The 26,172-nt window shown below is 71.0% G+C and carries 21 protein-coding genes; 14 read left to right on the forward strand and 7 right to left on the reverse strand.

Translation table 11 applies throughout. The features are described from left to right. The first annotated feature begins 18 nt into the window (after nucleotides 1-18). The 4 genes from QTI33_RS27900 to QTI33_RS27915 all read left to right on the forward strand — a co-directional run bounded on the left by QTI33_RS27900 (nucleotide 19) and on the right by QTI33_RS27915 (nucleotide 7,614). Nucleotides 19-4,083: a YhdP family protein gene (locus tag QTI33_RS27900; protein WP_286509666.1), complete on the forward strand. Its 4,065-nt coding sequence runs from the start codon at nucleotides 19-21 to the stop codon at nucleotides 4,081-4,083. A 21-nt stretch (nucleotides 4,084-4,104) separates the two neighbouring features. Beyond that, the gene (locus QTI33_RS27905) at nucleotides 4,105-4,920 is read left to right on the forward strand and encodes a carbon-nitrogen hydrolase family protein (RefSeq protein ID WP_286509667.1); all 816 of its coding nucleotides are present in this window, start codon (nucleotides 4,105-4,107) and stop codon (nucleotides 4,918-4,920) included. Nucleotides 4,921-5,035: 115 nt separating this feature from the next. Beyond that, complete coding sequence (locus QTI33_RS27910) at nucleotides 5,036-6,976, forward strand: two-component system sensor histidine kinase NtrB (RefSeq protein WP_286509807.1); 1,941 nt, start codon at nucleotides 5,036-5,038, stop codon at nucleotides 6,974-6,976. Nucleotides 6,977-6,987: 11 nt separating this feature from the next. Next, nucleotides 6,988-7,614 (forward strand): response regulator transcription factor, encoded by a 627-nt coding sequence (locus QTI33_RS27915; protein WP_286509668.1) that lies wholly within the window; start codon nucleotides 6,988-6,990, stop codon nucleotides 7,612-7,614. Nucleotides 7,615-7,620: 6 nt separating this feature from the next. On the opposite strand, the gene QTI33_RS27920 is transcribed toward QTI33_RS27915, so the two are convergent. Continuing rightward, the gene (locus QTI33_RS27920) at nucleotides 7,621-8,271 is read right to left on the reverse strand and encodes a YiaD family glycine zipper/OmpA-like lipoprotein (RefSeq protein WP_286509669.1); all 651 of its coding nucleotides are present in this window, start codon (nucleotides 8,269-8,271) and stop codon (nucleotides 7,621-7,623) included. Between the two features lie 205 nt (nucleotides 8,272-8,476). Next, nucleotides 8,477-8,614, reverse strand: a complete 138-nt coding sequence (locus QTI33_RS27925) for a hypothetical protein (RefSeq protein ID WP_286509670.1) — start codon at nucleotides 8,612-8,614, stop codon at nucleotides 8,477-8,479. Here QTI33_RS27925 and mltA point away from each other — a divergent pair. Further along, nucleotides 8,613-9,749, forward strand: coding sequence for a murein transglycosylase A (gene mltA, locus QTI33_RS27930; RefSeq protein WP_286509671.1), 1,137 nt, complete (start codon nucleotides 8,613-8,615; stop codon nucleotides 9,747-9,749). The genes QTI33_RS27925 and mltA overlap by 2 nt on opposite strands. A 12-nt stretch (nucleotides 9,750-9,761) precedes the next feature. Here the strand turns inward: mltA and QTI33_RS27935 are convergent, their stop codons facing one another. Together QTI33_RS27935 and QTI33_RS27940 are read right to left on the reverse strand one after the other, a co-directional pair. Next, on the reverse strand, nucleotides 9,762-9,917 hold the full coding sequence (locus QTI33_RS27935) for a hypothetical protein (protein WP_286509672.1): 156 nt from the start codon (nucleotides 9,915-9,917) through the stop codon (nucleotides 9,762-9,764). Between the two features lie 47 nt (nucleotides 9,918-9,964). Next, nucleotides 9,965-10,453: an Lrp/AsnC family transcriptional regulator gene (locus tag QTI33_RS27940; RefSeq protein ID WP_286509673.1), complete on the reverse strand. Its 489-nt coding sequence runs from the start codon at nucleotides 10,451-10,453 to the stop codon at nucleotides 9,965-9,967. A gap of 106 nt (nucleotides 10,454-10,559) precedes the next feature. Between QTI33_RS27940 and mdeB the strand changes: the two genes are divergently transcribed. The 5 genes from mdeB (at nucleotide 10,560) to QTI33_RS27965 (ending at nucleotide 16,664) form a co-directional block, all read left to right on the forward strand. Next, nucleotides 10,560-13,217: an alpha-ketoglutarate dehydrogenase gene (gene mdeB, locus QTI33_RS27945; protein WP_286509674.1), complete on the forward strand. Its 2,658-nt coding sequence runs from the start codon at nucleotides 10,560-10,562 to the stop codon at nucleotides 13,215-13,217. A 64-nt stretch (nucleotides 13,218-13,281) separates the two neighbouring features. Further along, a complete protein-coding gene (gene ltnD, locus QTI33_RS27950; protein WP_286509675.1) occupies nucleotides 13,282-14,169 on the forward strand; it encodes an L-threonate dehydrogenase in 888 nt (295 codons plus the stop codon). Between the two features lie 19 nt (nucleotides 14,170-14,188). Further along, complete coding sequence (gene otnI / locus QTI33_RS27955) at nucleotides 14,189-15,013, forward strand: 2-oxo-tetronate isomerase (RefSeq protein ID WP_286509676.1); 825 nt, start codon at nucleotides 14,189-14,191, stop codon at nucleotides 15,011-15,013. Then, entirely contained in the window at nucleotides 15,010-16,212 is a 1,203-nt protein-coding gene (locus QTI33_RS27960; protein WP_286509677.1) for an amidohydrolase family protein, read from the forward strand. Before otnI ends, QTI33_RS27960 begins: the two co-directional genes overlap by 4 nt. Further along, the gene (locus QTI33_RS27965) at nucleotides 16,209-16,664 is read left to right on the forward strand and encodes a RidA family protein (RefSeq protein ID WP_286509678.1); all 456 of its coding nucleotides are present in this window, start codon (nucleotides 16,209-16,211) and stop codon (nucleotides 16,662-16,664) included. Before QTI33_RS27960 ends, QTI33_RS27965 begins: the two co-directional genes overlap by 4 nt. Here QTI33_RS27965 and acs read toward each other — a convergent pair. Continuing rightward, complete coding sequence (gene acs, locus QTI33_RS27970; protein ID WP_286509679.1) at nucleotides 16,658-18,643, reverse strand: acetate--CoA ligase; 1,986 nt, start codon at nucleotides 18,641-18,643, stop codon at nucleotides 16,658-16,660. The two genes, QTI33_RS27965 and acs, sit on opposite strands and share 7 nt — an antisense overlap. A gap of 190 nt (nucleotides 18,644-18,833) precedes the next feature. Between acs and QTI33_RS27975 the strand changes: the two genes are divergently transcribed. The 4 genes from QTI33_RS27975 (at nucleotide 18,834) to QTI33_RS27990 (ending at nucleotide 23,684) form a co-directional block, all read left to right on the forward strand. Beyond that, complete coding sequence (locus QTI33_RS27975; RefSeq protein WP_286509680.1) at nucleotides 18,834-20,783, forward strand: hybrid sensor histidine kinase/response regulator; 1,950 nt, start codon at nucleotides 18,834-18,836, stop codon at nucleotides 20,781-20,783. Continuing rightward, nucleotides 20,780-21,541, forward strand: coding sequence for a response regulator transcription factor (locus QTI33_RS27980; RefSeq protein ID WP_286509681.1), 762 nt, complete (start codon nucleotides 20,780-20,782; stop codon nucleotides 21,539-21,541). Before QTI33_RS27975 ends, QTI33_RS27980 begins: the two co-directional genes overlap by 4 nt. Before the next feature lie 113 nt (nucleotides 21,542-21,654). After that, nucleotides 21,655-21,963 carry a DUF485 domain-containing protein gene (locus QTI33_RS27985; protein ID WP_286509682.1) on the forward strand — a complete coding sequence of 103 codons (309 nt, stop codon included), beginning with the start codon at nucleotides 21,655-21,657 and terminating at the stop codon, nucleotides 21,961-21,963. Beyond that, entirely contained in the window at nucleotides 21,960-23,684 is a 1,725-nt protein-coding gene (locus tag QTI33_RS27990) for a cation acetate symporter (RefSeq protein ID WP_286509683.1), read from the forward strand. Before QTI33_RS27985 ends, QTI33_RS27990 begins: the two co-directional genes overlap by 4 nt. Here QTI33_RS27990 and QTI33_RS27995 read toward each other — a convergent pair. Together QTI33_RS27995 and QTI33_RS28000 are read right to left on the reverse strand one after the other, a co-directional pair. Next, nucleotides 23,678-24,307, reverse strand: coding sequence for a 3'-5' exonuclease (locus QTI33_RS27995; protein WP_286509684.1), 630 nt, complete (start codon nucleotides 24,305-24,307; stop codon nucleotides 23,678-23,680). The genes QTI33_RS27990 and QTI33_RS27995 overlap by 7 nt on opposite strands. Further along, complete coding sequence (locus QTI33_RS28000) at nucleotides 24,304-26,145, reverse strand: putative nucleotidyltransferase substrate binding domain-containing protein (protein ID WP_286509685.1); 1,842 nt, start codon at nucleotides 26,143-26,145, stop codon at nucleotides 24,304-24,306. The genes QTI33_RS27995 and QTI33_RS28000 overlap by 4 nt, the downstream gene beginning before the upstream one ends. Nucleotides 26,146-26,172 lie beyond the last annotated feature (27 nt).

Raw genomic sequence — 26,172 nt, forward strand, 5'->3', positions numbered from 1 at the left:
GACACAGCGCGATCCTCAATGAACGACACGACGTCTTCCCCTTCACGTCTGCTCAAGATCACCGCTGCGACGGCGCGCTGGTTGTTGGGTTTGCTGATCGGTGCATGGCTCCTGCTTGCGCTGTCAGTCGTTGTCCTACATCTCTGGATTGTGCCGCGAATCGGAAACTACCGTGGCGCGCTGGAGGCGCAGGCCACACGGGCCATCGGTGTACCGGTGCGCATCGGCGCGATCAGCGCCCGGTCGGGCGGCCTGTTCCCGGCCGTCGAGCTGCGCGACGTGGTCCTGATGGACGATCGCAGCCAGGAGGCGCTGCGGCTCGAGCGGGTGGTGGCCAGCGTGTCGCCGCGCTCGCTCTGGAACCTCAGCTTCGAGCAGCTCTACATCGAGCGGCCGCAGGTCGACGTCCGGCGCGATGCGCTCGGCAAGATCCACGTCGCCGGGCTCGACATGTCGAACGACACCAGCGGCGGCGGCGATGGCGCCGACTGGTTCTTCGCCCAGCGCGAGCTCGTGGTCCAGGGCGGCACCGTGCGCTGGACCGACGAGCGGCGCCAGACCGCTCCGCTGCTGCTGTCCGATGTGCAGTTCGTGGCCCGCAACGGGACCCGCAGCCACGCCATGCGGCTGGACGCCACCCCGCCCGCCGGCTGGGGCGATCGCTTCACGCTGCGCGGCCAGTTCCGCCAGCCGCTGCTGTCGGTGCGCAGCGGCAACTGGCGCACCTGGGACGGCCAGGTCTATGCCGACCTGCCCTACATCGACGTCACCCGGCTCGACGGCTATGTCGACCTCGATGCCCGGATCCACCAGGGTTCCGGCGGCCTGCGCCTCTGGGCCGACGTCGACGACGGCGAGATCACGGGTGGCGTGGCCGATCTGGGGCTGCGCCGCATCGACGTGTCGCTCGGCAAGGCGCCCGAGCCGCTGGTGCTGCGCGACGTCACGGGCCGCCTGACCGGCAAGCGCGGCGCCGGCACGCTGGAGTTCGCGACCACCCGGCTGCAGTTCGACACCGCCGAGCACATGCGCTGGCCCGGCGGCAACCTGTGGTTCCAGCACGCGGACGCCAAGGGGCGCACGGCGGAGCGCACCGCGCTGCGGGCCGACCGGCTCGACCTCGCGGCGCTGGCGCTGATCGTCGACCGGCTGCCCTTGGGCGAGGCGTTCCGCAAGCAGCTCGAGGCCTACCAGCCGCGCGGCATGGTCGAGCACATCGAAGCCAGCTGGCAGGGTCCCACGGGCGATCCCTCCGGCTACCAGCTGAAGGGCCGCCTGAGCGGCTTCAGCGTGGCGTCGCAGCCCGGCGTGCCGGCACCGGCGCCCGCGCCGGCGCACGAGCCGGTCGGCCGGCCCGGCGTCAGCGGTGCCACGGTCGATTTCGACGCCAGCCAGGCCGGCGGCAGCGCCACGCTGTCGATCGCCCGCGGCGCGCTCGACCTGCCGGGCGTTTTCGAGGAGCCGGTGGTGCCGATCGAACGGCTGTCGAGCCAGCTGCAGTGGAAGCTCGATCGTGGCGCGGTGCAGCTGCAGCTGTCGAACCTGCGCTTCGCCAACGCCGACGCCGAGGGCGAGGCCCAGGCCAGCTGGCGCACCAGCGATCCGGCCGTCTCGCGCAGCGCCGATCGCTTTCCCGGCGTGCTCGACCTGCAGGGCAAGCTCAGCCGTGCCGACGGCACCCGTGTCTGGCGTTACCTGCCGCTGCACATCCCGAAGGCCACGCGCGACTACGTGCGCGATGCGATCACCAAGGGCAGCGCCAGCGCGGTCGACTTCAAGGTCCGGGGCGACCTCTGGGACATGCCCTTCATGGACCCGAAGCAGGGCGATTTCCGCATCGCCGCGAAGGTCGCGGATGTCAGCTACGCCTACGTGCCGCCGGCGCCGGGCGCGACCGTGGTCTGGCCCGGGCTGACCGGCCTGTCGGGCGAGCTGGTGTTCGAGCGGGCCGGCATGCTGGTGCGCAACGCGCGCGGGCGCCTGGCGGGGGCCCAGGCCGTCGAGGTCACGAAGGCCGAGGCGCAGATTGCCGACATGTCGCACCATGCGCCGGTGCTCAAGCTCGACGTGCAGGCCAAGGGGCCGCTGGGCGAGGTGCTGCGGGTCGGCGGCCCGCTCGCCGGCGATGCCGCCCCGACCCTGGCGGAGATGCGCGCGACCGGCCATGCCGACTACAAGCTGCGGCTCGAACTGCCGCTCGAGGCGATGGACAAGACCAAGGTGCAGGCCGGCATCGTGCTGGCCGACAACGAGCTGCAGCTGGCTTCCGGCGCGCCGGCGCTGACGCAGGCGCGCGGCACGCTGAACTTCACCGAAAGCGGCTTCTCGCTCGCCGGCGTGCAGGCGCGCGGCCTCGGCGGGGCCATGCGCATCGACGGCAGCGGTCGCTTCGGCGGCAAGCAGGAGCTGGAGCTGCGCGTCCAGGGCACGGCCAGCGCCGAAGGCCTGCGGGCGGCGCGCGAGGTCGACTGGCTGGCGCGGCTGGCCAAGAATGCGACCGGCAGCGCGCCCTATGCGGCCACTTTCGCGGTGCGCGAAGGCACGCCCGAGTTCCTGCTCACCAGCAGCCTGCAGGGCCTGGGGCTGCAGTTGCCGGCGCCGATGGCCAAGGAGGCCCAGGACGCCATGCCGCTGCGGGTCGAGAAGAAGATCGTGCTGCGCGAAGCCCGTGGCGCCGGCGCCGCGCCGCAGCTGCACGACCAGATCTCGCTCGAGCTGGGCAAGGTCGGCTCGGCCAGCTACGTGCGCGACGTCTCGGGCCGCGAGGCGCGGGTGCTGCGCGGCGCCATCGGCGTCGGCCTCGCGGCCGGCGAATCGGCGCCGCCGCCGGAGCGCGGCGTGGCCGCCAACATGCGTTTCGACCGGCTCGACCTCGGCGCCTGGCAGGCGCTGTTCAGCGACGCCACCGGCAAGGCGCCCGAGGCCGTGGCCAACGTCGACAGCGGCGACGACGCGCTGGCCTACCTGCCGACGACGATCGCGCTGCGGGCGCAGCAGCTGGTGTTCGGCGGACGCACGCTGCACGACGTGGTGCTGGGCGGCACGCGCGACGGCCAGCTCTGGCGCGCCAACGTCGACGCGGTCGAGCTCAGCGGCTATGCCGAGTACCGCCATGCCCAGGCCGGGCGCCTGTATGCGCGGCTGGCCCGGCTCAAGATCGCACGCAGCGAAGCCACGGCGGTCGAGTCCCTGCTCGACGAGCAGCCGAGCACCCTGCCGGCGCTCGACATCGTGGTCGACGACTTCGAGCTCTTCGGCCGCCGGCTCGGCCGGGCCGAGATCGATGCCGTGAACCGCGGCGGTGCCGGGCGCGAATGGATGCTCAACAAGCTGACCCTCAGCAATCCGGACGCCACCTTCAACGCCCAGGGCAGCTGGGCCGCGCCGCCCGGCGCCAGCGCCGGGCGCGACCAGCGCCGCACCGCGATGGATTTCAAGCTCGACATCGTGGACGCCGGTGCGCTCTTGAACCGCTTCGGCATGAAGGACGTGGTGCGGCGCGGCCGCGGCCGGCTCGAAGGCCAGGTCAACTGGACCGGCTCGCCGTTTTCGATCGACTACCCCAGCCTCGGCGGGCAGCTGCAGATCGACGTCGAATCGGGCCAGTTCCTGAAGGCCGACCCGGGCATCGCCAAGCTGCTCGGCGTGCTGAGCCTGCAGGCCTTGCCGCGGCGCCTCACGCTCGATTTCCGCGACATCTTCAGCGCCGGCTTCGCCTTCGACTTCCTGCGCGGCGATGCCAAGATCGCCAACGGCGTGGCCTCCACCAACAACCTGCAGATGAAGGGCGTCAACGCCGCCGTGCTGATGGACGGCTCGGCCGACATCGCACGCGAGACGCAGAGCATCCGGGTCGTGGTGGTGCCCGAGATCAGTGCCGGCACCGCGGCGCTGGTGGCGACCGCCATCAATCCCGCGATCGGGCTCGGCACCTTCCTGGCGCAGATGGTGCTGAGCCGGCCGCTCATCGCGGCGGCCACGCAGGAGTTCCAGATCGACGGCACCTGGACCGACCCCAAGATCACCCGCGTGCCGCGGCGCGCGCCGCCCGAAGCGCTGGCCGAGCCGCCGGCGCCGCGCTAGAAAGAAGGAGAGACCACCGCCATGAAAGTCGCAGCCATCCAGATGGTGTCGGCCATCGCCCGCGAGGCCAACCTGGCCCGCGCCCACGACCTGCTGGCCGAAGCCGCCGCCGGCGGCGCCGAACTGGCCGTGCTGCCCGAGTATTTCTGCATGATGGGGCGCCGCGACACCGACAAGCTGGCGCTGCGCGAGACCGCCGGTGCCGGCACGGTGCAGAGCTTCCTGGCCGACGCGGCGCGCGAGTTCGGCCTCTGGATCGTCGGCGGCACCTTGCCGATCGAGACCGACGACGACCAGCATGTCTTCAACAGCTCGCTGGTCTACGCGCCGGACGGCGCGCGCGTCGCGCGCTACGACAAGATCCACCTGTTCTTTTTCGACAATGGCCGAGAGCGCTACGACGAACGGCGCGTGATCGCACCGGGCACCCAGCCGGTGTGCTTCGACCTGCCCTCGCGCGACGGCCACAGCTGGCGCATCGGCATGAGCGTCTGCTACGACCTGCGGTTTCCGGAGCTCTACCGGGCGCTGGCGCGCCAGGGCGCCGAGCTGCTGCTGGTGCCCAGCGCCTTCACGCGCACCACCGGCGCCGCCCACTGGGAGGTGCTGCTGCGGGCCCGGGCGATCGAGAACCTGGCCTGGGTGGTGGCGCCGGCGCAAGGCGGCAGCCACGAGAACGGCCGCCAGACCTGGGGCCAGTCGATGGTGGTCGACCCCTGGGGCACGGTGGCGGCGCAGCACGCCGAGGGCGAGGCGGTGGTGCTGTTCGAGCTCGATGCCGCGCAACTCGAGGCCGCGCGCGCCCAGCTCCCGGCGCTGGCCCACAGCGTGATCTGAAGCCGCAGTGTCCGCGCCGCCCCTGCCCGCCGCCCGCGTCCTGCGTCCCGCCTTCGCGCGGCTGCGCTTCCTGCGCTCGTTCTGGCGCCGCTGGTTCCTCTGGGTGCTGCTGGCGATGCTGGTGCTGGCGCTGCTGGTCACGGTGGTGTGGCTGGCCGGCCGGCACGAGGTCGAGCAGACCCAGACCGTGCTGGACCGCGACACCGCCGATGCGGTGGCCGACCTGCGCGACGGCTTGCAGCGCAACGTCCAGACCCTGCGCGCCTCGCTGGCCGGCGGCGTCGACCGCGAACAGTGGGAGAGCCGCGCCGCCGCCCTGCTGCGCGACCATCGCGAGTGGCTGCGCCTCGAATGGCGCGATGCGGGGCTGCGGCCGCTCGGCGCGGTCGATTCGCCCTATCGCCGCAAGGTGTTCGGCGACAACGAGCGCGGCCCCGAGCAGATCGACGTCGAGCAGGCCTGCTCGACCGCGCGCAAGCTGGGGTCGGCGGCCTATTCGCCGAGCCACTACGTGGCGGCCGTGCAGGGCAGTGGCGGCCTCGAGGTGCTGGAGCTGTGCGTCCCGGTCGAGGGCGGCGGCTACCTGGTGGCCGCCTACTCGCTGCGCGACACGCTCACCGAGCTGCTGGCGCCGATGCTCAGCCGCGGCCAGGAAGTCGCCTTCACCGAGTCCGATGGCACCCGGCTGGTGGCGATCGGCGCGCCGCGGCGCATCGGCACCCGGGTCTTCACCTCGCAGCAGCTGATCGACCTGCCGGGCGTCACCCTGATGCTGCGCGTCGACGGCTGGCGCGCCGTGCCGGACCTGTTCCCCAACATGCTGACCGCGCTGGTCACGGCGATCTCGATCGCGCTGGTGTCGGTGCTGGTGCTGCTGGCGCGCGACACCCGGCGGCGCCTGCGGGCCGAGCGCGATCTCGGCGACGCGCTGGCCTTCCGCAAGGCGATGGAGGATTCGGTCATCACCGGCCTGCGCGCGCGCGACCTGCAGGGGCGCATCACCTACGTCAACCCGGCCTTCTGCGAGATGGTGGGCTTCAGCGCCGAGGAACTGATGGACAGCGACGTCGAGGTGCCCTACTGGCCGACCGAGCTGGCACACGAGTACCAGCGCCGGCAGGCGGTGCGGCTGGCGGGCGCGACGCCGCCGCGCGAGGGCTTCGAGTCGGTTTTCATGCGCAAGGACGGCAGCCGCTTCCCGGTGCTGATCTTCGAGGCCCCGCTGATCAACGCCCAAGGCTCGCAGTCGGGCTGGATGAGCGCCTTCATCGACGTCAGCGAACAACGCCGCGTCGAGGAGCTCTCGCGCGCCAGCCAGGAGCGGCTGCAGGCCAGCGCCCGGCTGGCCACCGTGGGCGAGATGGCTTCGCTGCTGAGCCACGAGCTGACCCAGCCGCTGGCCGCGATCGCCAGCTACGCCAGCGGCTCGCTCAACCTGCTGGGCGCCGACGGGCCGCCGCACGCCGGCGACCGGCAAGAGGTCGCGATGGCGGTGCGCCGGATCGCCGAGCAGGCCGACCGCGCCGGCCAGGTGATCCGCAGCGTGCACGACTTCGTGCGCCGGCGCGACCGCACGCGCGAGTCGGTGACGCCCCAGGCGCTGGTCGACGCGGTGCTGCCGCTGGTGCGGCTGCAGGCGCGCAAGCTCGGCGTGCGGGTGGAGCTGGCCTTCGAGGACCACCTGCCGGCCGTGGTCTGCGACCGCACGCTGGTCGAGCAGGTGCTGCTGAACCTGGCGCGCAACGGCATGCAGGCGATGGACATGCCCGAGCTGAGCGAGCGCGTGCTGCGCCTGCGGGTGGTGCGCGCCAGCGGCAGCCCGGGCCCGGACGCGCGCCGCTGGCTCGAATTCTCGGTCGCCGACCTGGGCTGCGGCATCAGCGACGAGGTGGCGTCGCGCCTGTTCACGCCCTTCTTCACGACCCGCTCCGATGGCATGGGCCTGGGCCTGAGCCTGTGCCGCACGGTGGTCGAGCAGCACGGCGGCGTGCTGATGCACGAACCGCAGCGCCCGCGCGGCACCATCTTCCGATTCACCCTGGCCACCGCCAGTTGACACTTCAAGCCATGCAACCCCTGATCGATGCCCTGATCTTCATCGTCGACGACGACGCCAGCGTGCGCGAGGCCCTGGCCTGGCTGCTGCGATCACGGCGCCTGGTGAGCGAGCAATTCGCCAGTGCCGAAGCCTTCGAGGCCCGCCTGGCCGAGGAGCCGCTGACGGACCATCCGCATTGCCTGCTGCTCGATGTCCGCATGCCGGGCACCAGCGGGCTGGTGCTGTTCGACCGCCTGGCCGAACGCGGCCTGCTCGACGCCATGCCGGTGATCTTCCTGACCGGCCATGCCGACGTGCCGACCGCGGTCGATGCGGTCAAGCGCGGCGCCTTCGACTTCTGCGAGAAGCCGTTCTCGGACAACGCGCTGGTCGACCGCATCGAGCACGCGCTCGGGGCGTCGCTGCGCGCGGTCGAGGCCAGGCGCACGCGCCAACTGCTCAAGCGCCGCATCGACGAGCTGACCGAGCGCGAGCGCGACGTGATGCGCTGCGTGGTCGAGGGGTTGCCGAACAAGCTGATCGCCGATCAGCTGGCGATCAGCGTGCGCACGGTGGAGGTCCACCGCGCGCGCGTGTTCGAGAAGATGGAGGTCAAGTCGGCGGTCGAGCTGGCCAACCTCCTGCGCGGGGTCTGAAGCCGATCAGCCCTGCGGCCGTTCGCCCACGTAGATCTCGACCCGGCGGTTCTGCGCCCGGCCGGCATCGCTGTTGTTGTCGGCGATCGGCTCGCGCGAGCCGCGGCCTTCGGTGCGGATCGAGCCGGCCGGCACGCCGCGCGCCACCAGGTAGTCGCGGGTGCTGGCGGCGCGCTCGATCGACAGCGGGTTGTTGATCGCGTCGGTGCCGGTGCTGTCGGTGTGGCCGATGATGCGCACCTCGGCGTTCGGGTTGTTGCGCAGGCCGGTGGCGAACTGGTCGAGCACCGGCGAGAAATTGGGCTTGATGGCCGAGCGGCCGACATCGAAGGAGATGTCGCTCGGGATCGCCAGCTTGAGCTCGTTGTTGGCGGTTTGCGTGACGGCCACGCCGGTGCCCTGGGTGGCGGCTTCCATCTGCTTCTTCTGGTTCTCCATGCGCTGCGACCACAGGTAGCCGCCGGCCGCGCCGGCCAGCGCACCCACCGCCGCGCCGGTACCCGCACGGCCGCCGGTCGCCGAGCCGATCGCCGCGCCTGCCAGGGCGCCGACGCCGGCGCCGATGCCGGTGTTGCGCTGGGTGTCGGTCATGCCGGTGCCGGCACAACCCGCGAGAACGAGGGCGGCGGCGGAGGTGGCGAGTACGAGTTTTTTCATGTCGGTCCTTCTCGGGATGCAATTCAAGGAAGAACCATTATCCCGAGCGATCCGGGCAAATTCGGTGATCCGGCCGTGTCGGTATGTAACGGACGTCGACGATAGGATTGCTTGAAACCATTGTCCAGTTTGGCTTCGACGCTATCAATTTAGTAGCGTGTGGTGCATCGGCCCACAGTCCGACGCGGCGCCGGACTACCGCGTTTCAGTCCTGCTTCGGAGGCTCCGGGGCCTCGTCGCGGTCGTCCAGCTCGCCGCCCTTGCGGCCCGAGAACATGGTCCACCAGACGATCAGCACCAGCACGGCGGCGGCGGCGAGGGCTTCAAGCAAAATCAGACCCATGAACAAAGGACTCCGGTGGCTGGCGGGACTTGCGATCGTAGCAACGCTCGCCGGCTGCAGCTTCAGCACACGACAGCCCGAGGCGCCGATGGCCACGCCGGGCGCGACCCCGCCACGCGAGCTCGGCCCCCTGACCGGCTCGCTCACCCATCCCAAGAGCCGCTGGACGCCGGTGCCGTGGTCCGAACTGCCCGGCTTCAACGAAGACGCCCTGCACGAAGGCTGGGTCGCGATGGTCAGCAACTGCGCGCGGCCCAACGCCGCCATCGCGCCGCTCTGCCGCGAGGTGCGCCAGCTCGCCCTGGCCGAGCCGGACCAGCAGCGCGAATGGATGATGCAGCGGCTGCAGCCGTTTCGCATCGAGCCGCTCGCGGGTCCGAGCGAAGGCAAGCTCACCAGCTACTACGAGCCGGTCTTCGATGCCTCGCGGCGCCCGAACGCCGCCTACCAGGTGCCGCTCTACCAGGTGCCGGCGGGCCTGGTCCCCAAGCGCCCCTGGTACACCCGCCAGGAAATCGACACCCTGCCGCAGGCCCAGGCCGCGCTGCGCGGCCGCGAGATCGCCTGGCTGGCCGATCCCATCGACGTGCTGATGCTGCACATCCAGGGCTCGGGGCGGCTGCGCATCACGGAGGCCGACGGCTCGCAGCGCATGGTGCGGGTGGCCTTCGCGGCCACCAACGAACAGCCCTACCGCAGCGTCCAGCAATGGCTGTCCAGCCAGGGCGCGACCAATGTCAGCCGCTGGCCGGACGACACCAAGCAGTGGGTGGCGCAGAACCCGCAGCGCCTGTCGCAGCTGCTGTGGAGCAATCCGCGCTACGTGTTCTTCCGCGAGGAGCCGCTCAATGAAGTCGACGCGGCCTCGGGGCCGGTGGGGGCGCAGGGCGTGCCGCTCACGGCCGGCCGCTCGATCGCGGTCGACCGCGACAGCATTCCCTACGGCACGCCGGTCTGGCTCGCCTCGCCGGGGCCGGCCGTGCCGCTGGCCAAGCTGGTGGTCGCGCAGGACACCGGCAGCGCGATCGTCGGCGCGGTGCGGGCCGACTACTTTGCAGGCACCGGCGCCGATGCGGGCCGGGTCGCCGCGCGGGTCAACCAGCCGCTGCGGCTCTGGGCGCTCTGGCCGAAATAGCGCGCCGGCGGCTCACTGGTTCGTCTTGACGACGAAGACCGTCAGCGCGGTGACGATCGTGATGTGCATCAGGAACTCGAGCCGCCGCTCGCGCGGCGCGATCAGCAGTGCCACGCCCGCAACGACCAGCGTCAGGGTCCCGAACATGAGATCGAAAGAGATGTCCACCAAACCGCCGTCCTTGCTGTCCCACGGGCCTGCACGAGCGTGGATTATCAGTGAGCGCGCACGGGCTCCTGCGGCCGGGGCAGCGGCAGCGCGGTCTTGTAGCGCACCTGCTTGAGCGCGAAGCTCGAGCGGATCTTCTCGATGCCGGCGATCGGCGTCAGCTGCTCGAGGATGAACTTCTCCAGCGCCGCGATGTCGGCCACGGCGACCCGGATCAGGTAGTCGCTGTCGCCGGTCATGAGGTAGCACTCCATCACCTCGTCGTGCTCCGCGATGCGCTGCTCGAAATCGGCCAGCGACTGCTTGCTCTGGGTCTTCAGGCTGATCGAGATGAAGACGTTGAGGCCCAGGCCCAGTGCGCCGGCGTTGACCAGGGCCACGTAGCGCTGGATCACGCCGCCGGCCTCGAGCGCCTTCACGCGCGCCAGGCAGGGCGAGGGCGAGAGGTGGATGCGGCGCGCCAGTTCGACGTTGGACAGGCCGCCGTCGCGCTGCAGCTCGTCGAGAATGCGCAAGTCGATCGTGTCCAGTTGCATGAAATGCTGCCAAGCGGCAAAAATGCAGAATTCTATGCGGCCGATCCGCCTGAATAGACATCGAATCAGCACCCCATTCCATCGCGACCGGCCTAGATTGCGGTGCATGAACGCCCCGATCCCCTTCGACCCCGTGCGCGCCCTGATCGACATGCCCTTGCACGATCCCGATCCCGTCGAAACCGCCGAGTGGCGGGCGGCCTTCGTCGCCCTGGCCGATGCCCACGGGCCCGAGCGGGCGCGCTGGATGCTGGACGAACTCGCGCGGCTGGCGCGAGCCCAGCGCATCGGCTGGGAGCCCGACCTGTCGACGCCGTACGTCAACACCATCGCGGTCGACGTCCAGCCGGCCTTTCCCGGCGACTTGGCGATGGAGGAAAAGCTGGCTGCGCTGATGCGCTGGAACGCGCTGGCAATGGTGGTGCGCGCGAACCAGGCGTATGGCGAGCTCGGCGGCCACATCGCCAGCTACGCCAGCGCGGCCGACCTGTTCGAGACCGGCTTCAACCACTTCTTCCATGCGCGCACCGACGCGCATCGCGGCGATCTCGTCTTCTTCCAGCCGCACAGCGCGCCCGGCGTGTATGCCCGCGCCTTCCTCGAAGGCCGGCTCGGCGAGGCCGACCTCACGCACTACCGCCAGGAACTCACCGCGCCCGCGTTCACCGAAGGCCAGGGCGCACGCGGCCTGAGCAGCTACCCGCACCCGTACCTGATGCCGGACTTCTGGCAGTTCCCGACCGGCTCGATGGGCATCGGGCCGATCAGCTCGATCTACCACGCGCGCTTCATGCGCTACCTCACGCACCGCAGCCTGCTGAATTGCGAGGGGCGGAAGGTGTGGGGCGTGTTCGGCGACGGCGAGATGGACGAGCCCGAATCGATGAGCGCGCTGACGCTGGCCGCGCGCGAGAAGCTCGACAACCTGGTCTGGGTGGTCAACTGCAACCTGCAGCGCCTGGACGGTCCGGTGCGCGGCAACGGCCGCATCATCGACGAGCTCGAGAAGCTGTTCGCCGGCGCCGGCTGGAACGTCATCAAGCTGGTCTGGGGCAGCGACTGGGACGGCCTGTTCGCGCGCGACCTCACGGGCGCGCTGGTGCGGGCCTTCTCGAACACGGTCGACGGCCAGATGCAGACCTTCGCGGCCAAGGACGGCCGCTACAACCGCGACACCTTCTTCGGCCAGGACGCCGAACTCGCGCGGCTCGCCGAAGGCATGACCGACGAGCAGATCGACCAGCTCAAGCGCGGTGGCCACGACCTGGTGAAGATCCATGCCGCCTATGCCGCGGCGGCCGCGCACCGCGGCCGGCCGACCGTGATCCTGGCCCACACCAAGAAGGGCTACGGCATGGGCAGCGCCGGCCAGGGCAAGATGACGACGCATTCGCAGAAGAAGTTCGACGACACCGACCTGATCGCCTTCCGCGACCGCTTCAAGCTGCCCCTGACGGACGAACAGGCCACCACGGCCGCCTTCTACAAGCCGGCCGACGACAGCGCCGAGATGCGCTACCTGCTGGCCCGGCGGGCCGCGCTCGGCGGCAGCATGCCGCGCCGCATCACCGACTGCGACACCGTCGCCAAGCCCGAGATCGCGGCCTATGCGCAGTTCGCGGTGGCGGCCGCCGGCAAGGAGATGAGCACCACCATGGCCTTCGTGCGCATGCTGGGCAACCTGCTCAAGGACAAGGCGCTCGGCCCGCGCGTGGTGCCGATCGTGGCCGACGAGGCGCGCACCTTCGGCATGGCCAACCTGTTCAAGCAGGTCGGCATCTATTCGAGCGTGGGCCAGCGCTATGCGCCGGAGGACATCGGCTCGGTGCTGTCGTACCGCGAGGCGACCGACGGCCAGATCCTCGAGGAAGGCATCAGCGAGGCCGGCGCCATCGCCAGCTGGACCGCCGCCGCCACCAGCTACAGCGTGCACGGCCTGGCAATGCTCCCCTTCTACATCTACTACTCGATGTTCGGCTTCCAGCGCGTGGGCGACCAGATCTGGGCCGCGGCAGACCAGCGGCCGCGCGGCTTCCTGCTCGGCGCCACCTCCGGGCGCACCACGCTGGGCGGCGAAGGCCTGCAGCACCAGGACGGGTCGAGCCACCTGATCGCCGCCACCATCCCGAACTGCAAGGCCTACGACCCGGCCTTCGCGGGCGAGATGGCGGTGATCGTCGATGCCGGTATCCGCGAGATGATGGTCGAGCAGAAGGACGTCTTCTACTACGTCACGCTGATGAACGAGAACTACGCCCAGCCCGACCTGCCGGCCGGCGCCGAAGCCGATGTGCTGCGGGGCTGCTACCGCTTCGACGGCTGGCCGGGCGCTCAGCCGGCCGGTGCCAGGGCGCAGGTCACGCTGCTGGGCTCGGGCGCGATCCTGACCGAGGTCGTCAAGGCGGCGCAGCAGCTGGCCGAGCAGGGCGTCAGCGCGGAGGTCTTCAGCGTCACCAGCTGGAGCGAGCTGGCCCGCGACGGCCGCGCCTGCGAGGCGCGGGCCCTGGCGGGCGAGGCCGCGCCGGGCACGCCGTTCATCGCGCGGCAGCTGGCCGGCGGCAGCGGGCCGATCATCGCCGCGACCGACTACGTGCGCACCGTGCCCGAGAGCGTGCGCGCCTTCCTGCCCAAGGGCCGGCGCTTCCTCACGCTCGGCACCGATGGCTTCGGCCGCAGCGACACCCGCGCCGCCTTGCGGCAGTTCTTCGGCGTCGATGCGCGCAGCATCGCGCGCGCGGCCCTGCACGCGCTCGGACCGCGTTGAAGCGACCGGGGAGGGCGCCTATGATGGCGCGCGCGCTGCGCGCACAACCCTTCCAGGACACCTCATGAACAGAGCAGGACTCATCGGCCTGGGCGCCATGGGCGCCGGCATCGCCGCCACCTTGCGCGAGCGCGGCTACGAGATGCACGTGTGCGATGCGCGCCCCGGCGCGGCGGTGCGCTTCGCCGAAGCCGGCGGCGTCGCCTGGGCCACGCCGGCGCAGGTCGCGCACCGCTGCGAGGTCGTGATTTCGGTCGTGGTGAACGCCGCGCAGACCGAGGACGTGCTGTTCGGCGAGGGCGGCGCGGCCGCCTCGATGAAGGCCGGCAGCGTGTTCGTGATGTGCTCGACCGTCGACCCCAACTGGTCGATCGCGCTCGAGGAGCGGCTGGGCGCGCTGGGCATCCTGTATATCGACGCCCCGATCTCGGGCGGCGCCGCCAAGGCGGCGAGCGGCCAGATGACCGTGATGAGCTCGGCCCGGCCCGAGGCCTATGCGCGCGCCGACGCGGTGCTCGACGCGATGGCCGGCAAGGTCTACCGGCTCGGCGACCGCGCGGGCGCCGGGAGCAAGGTCAAGATCATCAACCAGCTGCTGGCCGGGGTGCATATCGCGGCGGCGGCGGAGGCGATGGCCCTGGGCCTGCGCGAAGGCGTGGCCCCGGACGCGCTGTACGAGGTCATCACGCACAGCGCCGGCAACAGCTGGATGTTCGAGAACCGCATGGCCCACGTGCTGGCCGGCGACTACACGCCGCTGTCGGCGGTCGACATCTTCGTCAAGGACCTGGGGCTGGTGCTCGACACGGCGCGCGCCAGCAAGTTCCCGCTGCCGCTGGCCTCGACCGCGCACCAGATGTTCATGCAGGCCTCGACGGCCGGCTTCGCGAAGGAAGACGACAGCGCGGTGATCAAGATCTTCCCCGGCATCGAGCTGCCCCCGTCCGCCTGATCGTCCCTATCATCGAACCATGCCACGCTTCGCCGCCAACCTGTCCATGCTCTATCCGGAGCTCGATTTCCTCGACCGCTTCGAGGCCGCCGCCAAGGATGGCTTCGCCGCCGTCGAGTACCTGTTTCCCTATGCCTGCGAAGCGCGCGAGCTGGCCGCGCGGCTGGCCGCCAACGGCCTGAAGCAGGTGCTGTTCAACGCCCCGCCCGGCGACTGGGAGCGCGGCGAGCGCGGCCTGGCCTGCCTGCCCGGGCGCGAGGCCGAATTCCGCGACGGCATCCGCCAGGCGATCGACTATGCGGCGGCGCTCGACTGCCCGCGCATCCACGTCATGGCCGGGCTGGTGCCCGAGGGCGTCGAGCGCGAGACCGTGCAGCCGACCTACCTCGAGAACCTGCGCTGGGCCGCCGTCGAGGCGGCCAAGGCCGGCCGCGACGTGCTGATCGAGCCGATCAACACGCGCGACATCCCGCGCTTCTTCCTCAACCGGCAGGACCACGCGCACGAGGTCGTCGAGGCGGTGGGCGCGCTCAACGTGCAGGTGCAGATGGACCTCTACCACTGCCAGATCGTCGAGGGCGACGTGGCGATGAAGATCCGCAAGTACCTGCCGACCGGCCGCGTCGGCCATTTCCAGATCGCCGGCGTGCCCGATCGCAACGAGCCCGACATCGGCGAGCTGAACCATTCCTACCTGTTCGACGTCATCGACGAGGTGTCGGCCCAATGCGGCTGGCAGGGCTGGGTCGGCTGCGAGTACCGTCCGCGCCGCGGCGCCGTGGCCGATGGCACCTCGGCCGGGCTCGGCTGGCTGCGCGGCCTGCCGCGCGCAGCGCGCGCATGACGGCGCCCTTGAAGCTGGAGGCCGTCCGCATCCCGGCGCGCCTGCGGGGCTTTGCGGCGGGCGATGCCGAGGTGTTCGACGTCACGCTCGCGGGCGCCCAGGTCGAGGCCATCGCGGCGTCCCGCCAGCCGGCGCGCGGCACGCTGCTGAGCGCGCTGGTCGATGCCCATGCCCACATCGACAAGAACTACACCGTGCGCGAGGCCGGCGCGGCCGAGGGCAACCTGTTCGCGGCGATCCAGCGCATGGCGGCGCATCGCGCGGGCTGGACGGCGCAGTCGCTGCGCCCCCGCATGCTGCGGGCGCTGGACGAAGCCTGGCGCGCCGGCACGCGGGCCCTGCGCACCCACCTCGACTGGGGCGGCGCCGACGCGCCGGTGTCGCTCGCGGTGTTCGAGCAGCTGCGCGACGAATGGCGCGGCCGCATCGAGCTGCAGTTCGTGGCGCTGGCGCCGCTCGACCTGTTCGCCGAGGCCGAGGCGGGCGAACGCATCGCGCAGGCGGTGCGGCGCGCGGGCGGGGTGCTCGGCGCCTTCGTCTACCGCAACGACGGCATCGTGCACAAGCTCGGGCGGGTCTTCGACCTCGCGCAGCAGCATGGACTGGCGCTCGACTTCCACGTCGACGAAGGCCTGGATGCCGAAGCGACCGGGCTGCGCACCATCGCCCAGCTCGCGATCGCGCGCGGCCTGCAGGGGCGGGTCGCCTGCGGCCACGCCTGCTCGCTGTCGGTGCAGGACGACGCCGCCGCCAACGACACGCTGGCGCTGTGCGCCCAGGCCGGCATCCACCTGATCGCCTTGCCCAGCACCAACCTCTACCTGCAGGGCGCCTGGGACCGGACGCCGGTGCAGCGCGGCATCACGCGGCTGCGCGAAGCCGCGGCGCACGGCCTGCGGCCGAGCCTCGCCACCGACAACGTGCAGGACGCCTTCTATCCCTACGGCGGCTACGACCTGGTCGAGACCTTCGGCCTCGGGGTGCAGATGGCGCACCTGGCGCCGGCCGCCGACTGGCTCGACGCCATCACCGTGAGCCCGGCCCGGGCCCTGGGCCTCGCCTGGGACGGGCGCATCGCGCCGGGCTGCCCGGCCGACCTGGTGCTGCTGGCGGCCAGCGACGAATACGAACTGCTGGACCCGCAAGGCCGACGACGCACCGTCATCCGTGCGGGCCGTACCCTGGAGATCACCCCATGAGCATGGGCAAGCCAATGGCCAACTACGCCGCCGCCCGACGCGTCGGCGACTTCGTCTTCATGAGCGGCGTGGTCGCGGTCGATCCGTCGACCCGCCGCGCGGTGTCGAGCTACGAGGACATTCCCGACGAAGCGCGCACGGCCCTGCGCACGCTCGGCTACGCCACCGGCCAGATGTCGGTCGACGTGTTCGAAGCGCCGATCGTGGCCCAGAGCTGGTTCGTGCTCGAGCGCATCCGCCAGATTGCGGCCGAGCACGGCGGCACGATGGACGACGTCGTGAAGCTGGTCCAGTACTTCCGCCGCCTGCCCGACTACGCGCCCTACAACCGGGTGCGCGGCCTGTTCTACCCGGGCCAGCCGCCGGTCAGCACGGTGGTCGAGGTGTCGCGCTTCCTGCCCGGGGACGAGGTGCTGGTCGAGGTCGAGGCGACGATGTACTTGCCTCAGTAGGGCTGCCCCAGCTGTTCCAGGACAGCGGGGTTTTCCAGCGTGCTGACGTCCTGCGTCACCACCTCTCCCTTGGCCAGCGTGCGCAGCAGCCGGCGCATGATCTTGCCGCTGCGGGTCTTCGGCAGGTTGTCGCCGAAGCGGATGTCGCGCGGCTTGGCGATCGGGCCGATCTCCTTGCCGACCCAGGCGCGCAATTGTTCGGCGATGCGCTTGGCCTCGTCACCGGTGGGCAGGGGCCGCTTGAGCACCACGAAGGCGCAGACCGCCTCGCCCGTGGTGTCGTCGGGCCGTCCCACCACCGCGGCCTCGGCCACCAGGTCGGTCATCGCCACCAGGGCCGACTCGATCTCCATCGTGCCCATGCGGTGGCCGCTGACGTTGAGCACGTCGTCGATGCGCCCGGTGATGGTGAAGTAGCCGGTCGTCTTGTCGCGTATCGCGCCGTCGCCGGCCAGGTAGTAGCGGCCCTGGAACTCCTCGGGGTAGTAGCTGGCCTTGAAGCGCTCCGGGTCGTTCCAGATGGTGCGGATCATCGACGGCCAGGGCTTGCGCACGACCAGGATGCCGCCCTGGCCCCAGGGCAGCTCGTTGCCGGCCTCGTCCACCACGGCGGCGTCGATGCCCGGGAACGGCAGGGTGCAGGAGCCCGGCACCAGCGGCGTGACGCCCGGCAGCGGCGTGATCATGTGGCCACCGGTCTCGGTCTGCCAGAAGGTGTCGAGCACCGGGCAGCGGCCGCCGCCCACGTGCCGGTGGTACCACTCCCAGGCGGCCGGGTTGATCGGCTCGCCGACCGATCCGAGGATCCGCAGGCTCGTCAGGTCGCAGTGGCGCGGGTGCACCGCGTCGTTGCCTTCGGCCATCTTGATCAGCGAGCGGATCGCGGTCGGCGCGGTGTAGAACACGCTGACCCGGTGGTCCTGGATCATCTTCCAGAAACGGCCGGCATCCGGGTAGGTGGGCACGCCCTCGAACACCACCTGGGTCGCGCCGATCGCCAGCGGGCCGTAGGCGATGTAGGTGTGGCCGGTGACCCAGCCGATGTCGGCCGTGCACCAGAAGACGTCGTCGGGGCCGAGGTCGAAGGTCCACTGGCAGGTCAGGGCCGCATGAAGCAGGTAGCCGCCGGTGGCGTGCTGCACGCCCTTGGGCTTGCCGGTCGAGCCCGAGGTGTAGAGCAGGAACAGCGGGTGCTCGGCGTCGACCCATTCGGGCTCGCACACCGGCGGCTGCGCGGCCGCCAGCTCGGCCATCCACTGGTCGCGCGGCGCCTCGAAGGGCACGGCGCCGCCGGTGCGGCGCGTGACCAGCACGTGGCGGACGCTGTCGCAGCCGCCCAGGCCGAGCGCCTCGTCGACGATCGCCTTCAGCGGCAGCTGCTTGCCGCCGCGCACCTGCTGGTCGGCGGTGAGCACCAGCACCGCGCCGGTGTCGGCGATGCGGTCGCGCAGGGACTGGGCCGAGAAGCCGCCGAAGACCACCGAATGGATGGCGCCGATGCGGGCGCAGGCCTGCATCGCGACCACGCCGTCGATCGACATCGCCATGTAGATCACGACCCGGTCGCCGCGGCCGACGCCCAGCGACTTCAGCACGTTGGCGGTGCGGCAGACGCGCGCCAGCAGGTCCTGGTAGCTGATGCGGGTCACGCTGCCGTCGTCGGCCTCGAAGACGATCGCGGTCTTGTCGCCCAGGCCGCGCTCGACCTGGCGGTCCAGGCAGTTGTACGACGCGTTGAGCGTGCCGTCGGCGAACCATTCGAAGAACGGCGCCCGGCGCTGGTCGAGCACCCGGGTGAAGGGCCGCTTCCAGGCGATCAGCTCGCGCGCCAGGCGGCCCCAGTAGGCCTCGGGGTCGGCCTCGGCCTCGGCGACCAGCCGGTCGTAGGCGGCGCGCCCGGAGATCCGGGCGCGTTGCACGGTGGCTTCGGAGGGCGGGTACGGCGTGGCGGGGAGGGCGGGGGAAAGGGTCGGCTCCATGGCGGTCTCCTGGTGTGCGGATGATGGGGATGTCGCGGCCGCGATCACGCGATCGCGCTGGCCGTTTGACGGCTGTCAAGTGCGCCTCCGGCGAGGTCATCAACAATGAAGAGCCGTAGGATGTCCGACGAACATTGCAGGAGACACATCCAAAAATGACGAATGTTTGCAGCCCTGGCGGGAGGCCGGGGTGATCCGCACGCTGGAGCGCTACCTGACGCTGCAGGCCGGGCTCGACCTGCTGGACCAGGGCCTGTCGATCTTCGATGCCGACCTGCGCCTGGTGGCCTGGAACCGCGCCTACGTGCGCCTGCTGGGTTTCACCGACGACATGGCCTACCTGGGGGCGCCGTTCGAGAGCTTCATCGGCTTCAATGCCCGGCGCGGCGAGTACGGCCCGGGCGACCCGCAGCAGCTGGTGGCCGAACGCGTCGCGGCGGCGCGCCACTTCGCGCCGCACCAGATCGAGCGGGTGCGCCCCGACGGGCGGGTGCTGCTGATCCGCGGCGAGCCGGTGCCGGGCCACGGCTTCGTCACGCTCTATTCCGATGTCACCGAGCAGCGCCGCGCCGAGCAGATCATCCGCCGCCACAACGCCGAGCTCGAAGGCCGGGTGGCGGCGCGCACCGCCGAGCTGCAGCACAGCGAGGAGCGGGTGCGGCTGATCATGGATTCGATCCCCGCGCTGGTGGCCTACTTCGACCACCGGCGCGTCTACCGCTACCTCAACCGCGGCTACCACGACTGGTTCTGCGTCGACACCTCGCGCCCGGAGGCCGTCAGCGCCAAGGCGTTCCTGGGCGAGGCGGTCTATGCGATGGTCAAGCCGCAGGTGCTGCGGGCGCTCGCCGGCGAGGCGCAAAGCATGGAGTACGAGCTCCAGACCTGCGACGCCCGCCGCCTCTGGGTGCGGACCTCGCTGGTGCCGCAGCGCAGCGCCGAGGGGCTGGTGGTCGGCTGCTTCGAACTGACCTTCGACATCACGCAGGAGCGGCGCTCGCAGGCGCTGCTGGCGCGGGCCCAGAAGCTCGACTCCCTGGGCCGCCTGACCGGCGGCCTGGCGCACGACTTCAACAACATCCTGACGGTCGTGATCGGCAACCTGGCGGCCCTGGCCGATGCGAGGCCGGCCGATCCGGCGCTGCACGACTACGTGCATCCGGCGCTCGACGCCGCGCGCCGCGGGGCCGAGCTGGTGCGCGGCCTGCTGAGCTTCGCGCGGCGCCAGCCGCTGCAGGCGGCGGCGGTGCACGTGGGCGCGCTGGTCGACACCGTGGCCCGGCTGGTGCGGCGTTCGCTGCCCGAGACCCTGCGGCTGGACATCGACGTCGACGTCGGCGAGCTGCCGCTGTGGACCTGGATCGATGCCACGCTGCTCGAACAGGCGCTGATCAACCTGGTGCTGAACGCGCGCGACGCGACCGGTCCCGACGGACGCATCGTGCTGCGGGCCCGGCGCGTGCGCATCGACGCCGCGGAGGCGGCGCCGCTGCAGCTGTCCGCGGGCGACTGCGTGCGCATCGAGGTCGAGGACGACGGCAGCGGCATGGACGCCGACACCCTGGCCCATCTGTTCGATCCCTTCTTCACCACCAAGCAGCCGGGCAGCGGCACCGGGCTCGGCATGGCCGTGGTCTACGGTTTCGTGAAGCAGTCGGGCGGCGCCATCGACGTGCGCAGCGCACCGGGGCGCGGCACCACCGTGTCGGTGTGGCTGCCGGCGGCCGAACCGGCGCCGGGGGACGGCGCGGCCGGCACCGTTCGCGCGGGCGGCCGGCCGGCGGCCGCCTCGATGGGCCTGGCGCTGCTGGTGGACGACGATGCCCAGGTGCGGCGCGTGATCCGGCGCAGCCTGCTGGAGCTGGGCTACTCGGTGCTCGAAGCCGACGGCGGCGCCGACGCGCTGAGCCTGCTCGAACACACACCGGGCATCGCGCTGCTGCTGTCCGACGTCGTGATGGGCGGCCCTGTCGACGGCCTCGCGGTGGCGCGGGCGGCGCGCGCGGGCGGCCGGGTCCGCGCGGTGGTGCTGATGAGCGGCTATGCGCCGGGCGAGCTGGCGCGGCAGGTCGATTTTCCGATGCTGAGCAAGCCCTTCAGCACCGAGCAGCTCGTGCAGGCGATCGAGGAGGGCCGATGACGAACCCACACCGCAGCGCCGGACTGACCCACCGCACCGGTGCCGACGAGGCGAACCCGCCGTCGCTGGTCTACGTGATCGAGGACGATCCGGCCGTGGCGCGGCTGGTGCTCGCCACGCTGGCCGAGTTCGGCTTCAACGGCGAGGGCTTCAGCACCGGCGCCGGCGTGCTGCGGCGGCTGCAGGTCGAGAAGCCCGACCTCTGCATCGTCGACCTCGGCCTGCCCGACATGGACGGCATCGACCTCATGCGCCGCATCCAGGCGGCCTCGAACGCGGGCGTGCTGATCCTCACCGGCCGCGGCCATCCGGCCGACCGCGTGATGGGGCTCGAGCTCGGCGGCGACGACTACGTCACCAAGCCTTTCGAGGCGCGCGAGCTGGTGGCCCGGGTGCGCAGCATCCTGCGCCGGCGCGGCCTGGCGCCGGGCCAGGCGGCCGGCCAGCGCCGCTACGCCAGCTTCCTGGGCTGGCGCATCGACTGCGCGGCCAACGTGCTGCGCGCCCCCGACGGCGCCGAGCACCTGCTGGGCACGGCCGAGACCCAGGTGCTGCGCTGCTTCGTCGAGCGCCCGCACCAGATCCTCACGCGCGAGCAGCTCATGGGCGCACGCGACCTTCTGCCCACCGACCGCAGCATCGACGTGCGCATCTCGCGCCTGCGGCGGAAGATCGAGCGCAATCCGCACGAGCCGGCGATCATCAAGACGGTCTACGGCGCCGGCTACCTGTTCGCCGCCAACGTCAGCTGGGAATAGCGCAGCCCTTTGCTGCCTCGCATTGCACTGCAATGTGACGAATGATTGCATCGCGCCCCGCGCGGGCGGCCCGCATTCCAGAATCCGCCGGACCGAAGTCCAGGAGACGAACCATGAGCGACCCCGTGGCGGAGAAGATCCAGTCCAACCCCAAGTACCTCGAGCTTCGCCGCAAGCGCAACCGCTTCGGCTGGTGGCTCACGGCGCTGATGATGGTCGTGTACTACGGCTACATCGCGCTCATCGCGTTCGACAAGCCGTTCCTGGCGCAGCCGATCGGTGCCGGCGTGACCACCATCGGGATCCCGATCGGGCTCGGCGTGATCGTCTTCACGATCCTGATCACGGCCTTCTACATCCGCCGTGCCAATGGCGAGTTCGACCGGCTCACGGCCGAGATCATCCAGGAGGCCACGCGATGAAAGCGCGCCACGCCGCGCTGGCTGCGCTGCTGGCCGGCGCCTGCGGCTGGGCCGCGGCCGCCGGCGGCGACGTCGGGCAGGTCGCCAAGCAGCCGACCAACTGGATCGCGATCGCGATGTTCTCGGGCTTCGTGCTGCTGACGCTGTGGATCACCAAGTGGGCCGCCTCCAGGACCAAGTCGGCGGCCGACTTCTACACCGCCGGCGGCGGCATCACCGGCTTCCAGAACGGCCTGGCGATCGCCGGCGACTACATGTCGGCGGCCTCCTTCCTCGGCATCTCGGCGGCGGTGATGGCCACCGGCTACGACGGCCTGATCTATTCGATCGGCTTCCTGGTCGGCTGGCCGGTGATCACCTTCCTGATGGCCGAGCGGCTGCGCAACCTCGGCAAGTTCACCTTCGCCGACGTCGCCGGCTACCGCTTCCAGCCCGGCCCGATCCGCGCCTTCGCCGCCTCGGGCACGCTGGTGGTGGTGGCCTTCTACCTGATCGCGCAGATGGTCGGCGCCGGCCAGCTGATCAAGCTGCTGTTCGGGCTCGACTACTGGGTGGCGGTGGTGATCGTGGGCGCGCTGATGATGGTCTACGTGCTGTTCGGCGGCATGACGGCCACCACCTGGGTGCAGATCATCAAGGCGGTGCTGCTGCTGGCCGGCGTGAGCTTCATGGCGCTGATGGTGCTGGCGGCCTTCAACTTCAGCCCGGAGGCGCTGTTCGCCAAATCGGTCGAGGTGCGCACGCAGATCGCGGCCAACGGCGGCAAGAGCCCGCTCGAGGCCTCGGCCATCGGACGCAGCATCATGGGCCCGGGCGGCTTCGTGAAGGACCCGATCTCGGCGATCTCCTTCGGCATCGCGCTGATGTTCGGCACCGCCGGGCTGCCGCACATCCTGATGCGCTTCTTCACGGTGCCCGATGCCAAGCAGGCGCGCAAGTCGGTGTTCTGGGCCACCACCTGGATCGGCTACTTCTACCTGCTGATCTTCATCATCGGCTTCGGCGCCATCACGCTGGTGCTGACCAACCCCGAGTTCGCCGACGTCGCGACCGGCACCATCAAGGGCGGCGGCGGCGCGGCCAACATGGCGGCGGTGCTGGTGGCGAAGTCGGTCGGCGGCAACGTCTTCTACGGCTTCATCTCGGCGGTGGCCTTCGCGACCATCCTGGCGGTGGTGGCCGGGCTCACGCTGTCGGGTGCCTCGGCGGTGTCGCACGACCTCTACGCGACCCTGATCAAGAAAGGCAAGGCCGACAGCCGCGCCGAGCTCAGGGTGTCGCGCATCACCACCATCGCGCTCGGCGTGGTCGCGGTGCTGCTCGGCATCGCCTTCGAGAAGCAGAACATCGCCTTCATGGTGTCGCTGGCCTTCGCAGTGGCGGCCTCGGCCAACTTCCCGGTGCTGTTCATGTCGGTGCTGTGGAAGGATTGCACCACGCGCGGCGCGGTCGTCGGCGGCACGCTCGGGCTGGTCTCTTCGGTGGCGCTGACCATCGTCTCGCCGTCGGTGTGGGAGGCCACGCTGGGCCATCCGGTGGGCTCGGCCTGGTTCCCCTATGCCTCACCCGCACTGTTCTCGATGACGCTGGCGTTCGCGGGCATCTGGCTGTTCTCGATCACCGACCGAAGCCGCCGGGCGCAGCAGGAGCGGGCGGCGTTCCCGGCGCAGCAGGTGCGCTCGGAGACCGGGCTGGGCGCCTCCGGCGCATCCGGTCATTGAAGCGCGCGCAGCTTGACGAAGGCCAGCGCCGCCATCACCGCATCGTCCAGCGCATCGTGCGCGGGGCGCTGCGGCAGGTCCAGCGCCGTCATGATGGCGGCGAAGCGCAGGTCGATGTCGCCGTTGCGCAGGTGCGGCGAGCGGCGCCGGTTCACGTGGTCGTAGTACAGCGCCGAGACCTCGATCTTGGGCTGCGGCAGCCCCAGGCCCAGCATCGGGAACAGCACGCGGTCGATCATCGCGACATCGAATTCGAGGTAGTAGCCGACCAGCGGCCGGCTGCCGATGAAATGCAGCAACGACTGCACAGCGGCCTCGGCCGTCATGCCCTGCGCCAGGTCGCGCTCGCGCAACTGGTGCACGCGCACGCTGCCGGCCGCCACGCTGCGCCGCTCGGGCCGCACCAGCAGTTCGAGCCGCTCGCTGCACAGCACGCGGTTGCCGCGGACTCGCACCGCGGCGATCGCCACGATCTCGTCGCGGCGGCGGTCGAGCCCGGTGGTCTCGCAGTCGATCGCGACCCATTCGTCGACGGGCGCCGGGTCCCACATGAAGCGAAAGCGCGGATCGGCCAGGTGCTGCAGCTGCCACCCGCGCTGGAGGGCGGAGAGCCAGCCGGTCACAGGGCGTCCAGCCGAAAACTCATCCGCAGCATGCGGCGGAAGCGCTTGACCACCTCGAGCGTGTCCTTGAGCAGGTCGCGCTCGAGGCTGCTCATGCGGGCCGGGTCGACCTGGCCCGTCACCTCGTGGCCCGCTTCCTGTTCCGCCAGTCCGGCCTTGAGCCGCAGGCCCATGAAGAAGTAGAGGCTCTCGAGCACGTCGGTGGCCAGCCCGCGCTCGATCTGGCCGTCGGCGGCCAGGGCCTCCAGGCGGGCCGCGGTGGAGCTGGCGTCCAGGCCGGCGCGCAGGGCCAGGCTGCGCACGCCATGCACGATCGGGAACAGGCCCTGCTTCTTGATGTCGAAGCGCTGGCCGGGCTGCTCGCCGAGGGTCAGCAGGCGCTGCCACCAGCGCGGGTCGTCGGCGAAGGCGTCGATCGCCGCGGCGAAGCGCGCCAGCATGGCGTCGTTGTCGGTCGCCAGCGAGAACAGCCGGGCCCGCACGCCGGCCAGCAGCGCGGCATCGCCGCAGACCGCATGGGCGTCGAGGAAGATCGCCAGCGCCATCAGGCGCTCGCCGTCGGCCTGCAGCAGCCACTGGCAGGCGCGCTGGGCGAACTCGGCCTGGCTGCCGCGCCACTTCGGGTTCGAGACCATGATGCCGCCGGGGCATTCGGGCCAGCCGAAATCGATCAGCGTGCGCGTCAGGCGGGCGCAGATCGCGTCCAGGTCGGCCGGCGGCGCATAGCCGTCGCGCAGCAGCAGGCCGTTGTCCTGGTCGGTCTTCTGCAGCTGTTCGCCGCGGCCCTCGCTGCCCATCACGAACAGGCAGCTGTTGGCGACCAGCCCGGGCGGCGCGATCAACTCCCAGGCACGCTGGAACAGCTGGGCGTTGAGCGCCTGTACCAGTGTGGCGATCTGGCCGACACGGGTGCCGCCGCCGTGCAGCAGGCCGACCAGCTGCGTGACGTGGCGGCTGGCCTGGGCCAGGTCGGCGAGGTCCTGGGCCTCGGCGATCTCGCGGTTGATCAGGTAGGAATGGTTGGACAGGAAGCTGAACAGGTCGAGCGCTTCCAGCACGCCCAGGATGTCCCCGCCGCCGTCGCCGGCCATGACGACCACGCGATGCACCTTGTGCCGCACCATGACGGTCAGCGCGTCGCCCACCGGGTCGGTGGCAGCGACCGTGATCAGGCCGAAGCTGCTGACCTCGCGCACCGGCAGTCGGTCGAGCGGCGTGCCGTGCAGCACCGCGCGCTGCAGCGCCGTCACGGTGAAGATGCCCAGGCGCGGCGCTGCACCGGCGAGGTCGCGCACCAGCACGTTGGTGCTGCGCTCGGCTTGCAGCAGGCGCACCACCGAGAGCACGTCGCAGTCGGCGTCGACGAAGCGCGGCGCCCGGATCGGAATCGCCTCGACCCGCGCCAGCGCGAGCGACTGCAGCTCGTGCTGGCCGACGCGGCCGGCGATGGCGGCCAGCTTGTTCGACAGGTCGGAGAACAGCAGGGCGCCGAAGGTCGCATTGCGCGCGATCAGCTCGTTCACGGCCTGCCGTGCGAGCTGGTAGGCCAGCACCTCCTCGGCCGCCACGAAGCGCCCGCCGACCTGGCCCGACAGCAGGCTGCGGCCGTCGAAGGTGTCGTGCGGGCCGAAGCTCGCCACCGCTTCGCTGCCGCCCTGCTCGAACTGCTGCACGAAGCCCTTGATGACGACGAACAGGTGGGTCGGCGCCATGCCGGCCTCGAGGATCGCCTCGCCTTCGCGGAAGTAGGCGATGTCGACCTGGGCACGGACCCGCTCGCGCTCCTCGGCCGTGAGGCAGTCGAAAGGCGAATGGTCGAAATCGAAGGCGCTCGGCATGGCCGATGATCGGCCAAAGCCCGCCGC

The sequence above is a fragment of the Variovorax davisae genome (genome assembly GCF_030316845.1).
Classification (GTDB): domain Bacteria; phylum Pseudomonadota; class Gammaproteobacteria; order Burkholderiales; family Burkholderiaceae_C; genus Variovorax; species Variovorax davisae.

Coding starts and splice junctions, on each gene's coding strand:
- otnI (WP_286509676.1), top strand. CDS start 14,189: ATGCCACGCTTCGCCGCCAACCTGTCCATGCTCTATCCGGAGCTCGAT.
- QTI33_RS28000 (WP_286509685.1), bottom strand. CDS start 26,145: ATGCCGAGCGCCTTCGATTTCGACCATTCGCCTTTCGACTGCCTCACG.
- QTI33_RS27960 (WP_286509677.1), top strand. CDS start 15,010: ATGACGGCGCCCTTGAAGCTGGAGGCCGTCCGCATCCCGGCGCGCCTG.
- QTI33_RS27940 (WP_286509673.1), bottom strand. CDS start 10,453: ATGCAACTGGACACGATCGACTTGCGCATTCTCGACGAGCTGCAGCGC.
- QTI33_RS27900 (WP_286509666.1), top strand. CDS start 19: ATGAACGACACGACGTCTTCCCCTTCACGTCTGCTCAAGATCACCGCT.
- QTI33_RS27910 (WP_286509807.1), top strand. CDS start 5,036: ATGCTGGTGCTGGCGCTGCTGGTCACGGTGGTGTGGCTGGCCGGCCGG.
- QTI33_RS27915 (WP_286509668.1), top strand. CDS start 6,988: ATGCAACCCCTGATCGATGCCCTGATCTTCATCGTCGACGACGACGCC.
- acs (WP_286509679.1), bottom strand. CDS start 18,643: ATGGAGCCGACCCTTTCCCCCGCCCTCCCCGCCACGCCGTACCCGCCC.
- QTI33_RS27990 (WP_286509683.1), top strand. CDS start 21,960: ATGAAAGCGCGCCACGCCGCGCTGGCTGCGCTGCTGGCCGGCGCCTGC.
- ltnD (WP_286509675.1), top strand. CDS start 13,282: ATGAACAGAGCAGGACTCATCGGCCTGGGCGCCATGGGCGCCGGCATC.
- QTI33_RS27905 (WP_286509667.1), top strand. CDS start 4,105: ATGAAAGTCGCAGCCATCCAGATGGTGTCGGCCATCGCCCGCGAGGCC.
- QTI33_RS27920 (WP_286509669.1), bottom strand. CDS start 8,271: ATGAAAAAACTCGTACTCGCCACCTCCGCCGCCGCCCTCGTTCTCGCG.
- QTI33_RS27980 (WP_286509681.1), top strand. CDS start 20,780: ATGACGAACCCACACCGCAGCGCCGGACTGACCCACCGCACCGGTGCC.
- QTI33_RS27985 (WP_286509682.1), top strand. CDS start 21,655: ATGAGCGACCCCGTGGCGGAGAAGATCCAGTCCAACCCCAAGTACCTC.
- QTI33_RS27925 (WP_286509670.1), bottom strand. CDS start 8,614: ATGGGTCTGATTTTGCTTGAAGCCCTCGCCGCCGCCGCCGTGCTGGTG.
- mltA (WP_286509671.1), top strand. CDS start 8,613: ATGAACAAAGGACTCCGGTGGCTGGCGGGACTTGCGATCGTAGCAACG.
- QTI33_RS27965 (WP_286509678.1), top strand. CDS start 16,209: ATGAGCATGGGCAAGCCAATGGCCAACTACGCCGCCGCCCGACGCGTC.
- mdeB (WP_286509674.1), top strand. CDS start 10,560: ATGAACGCCCCGATCCCCTTCGACCCCGTGCGCGCCCTGATCGACATG.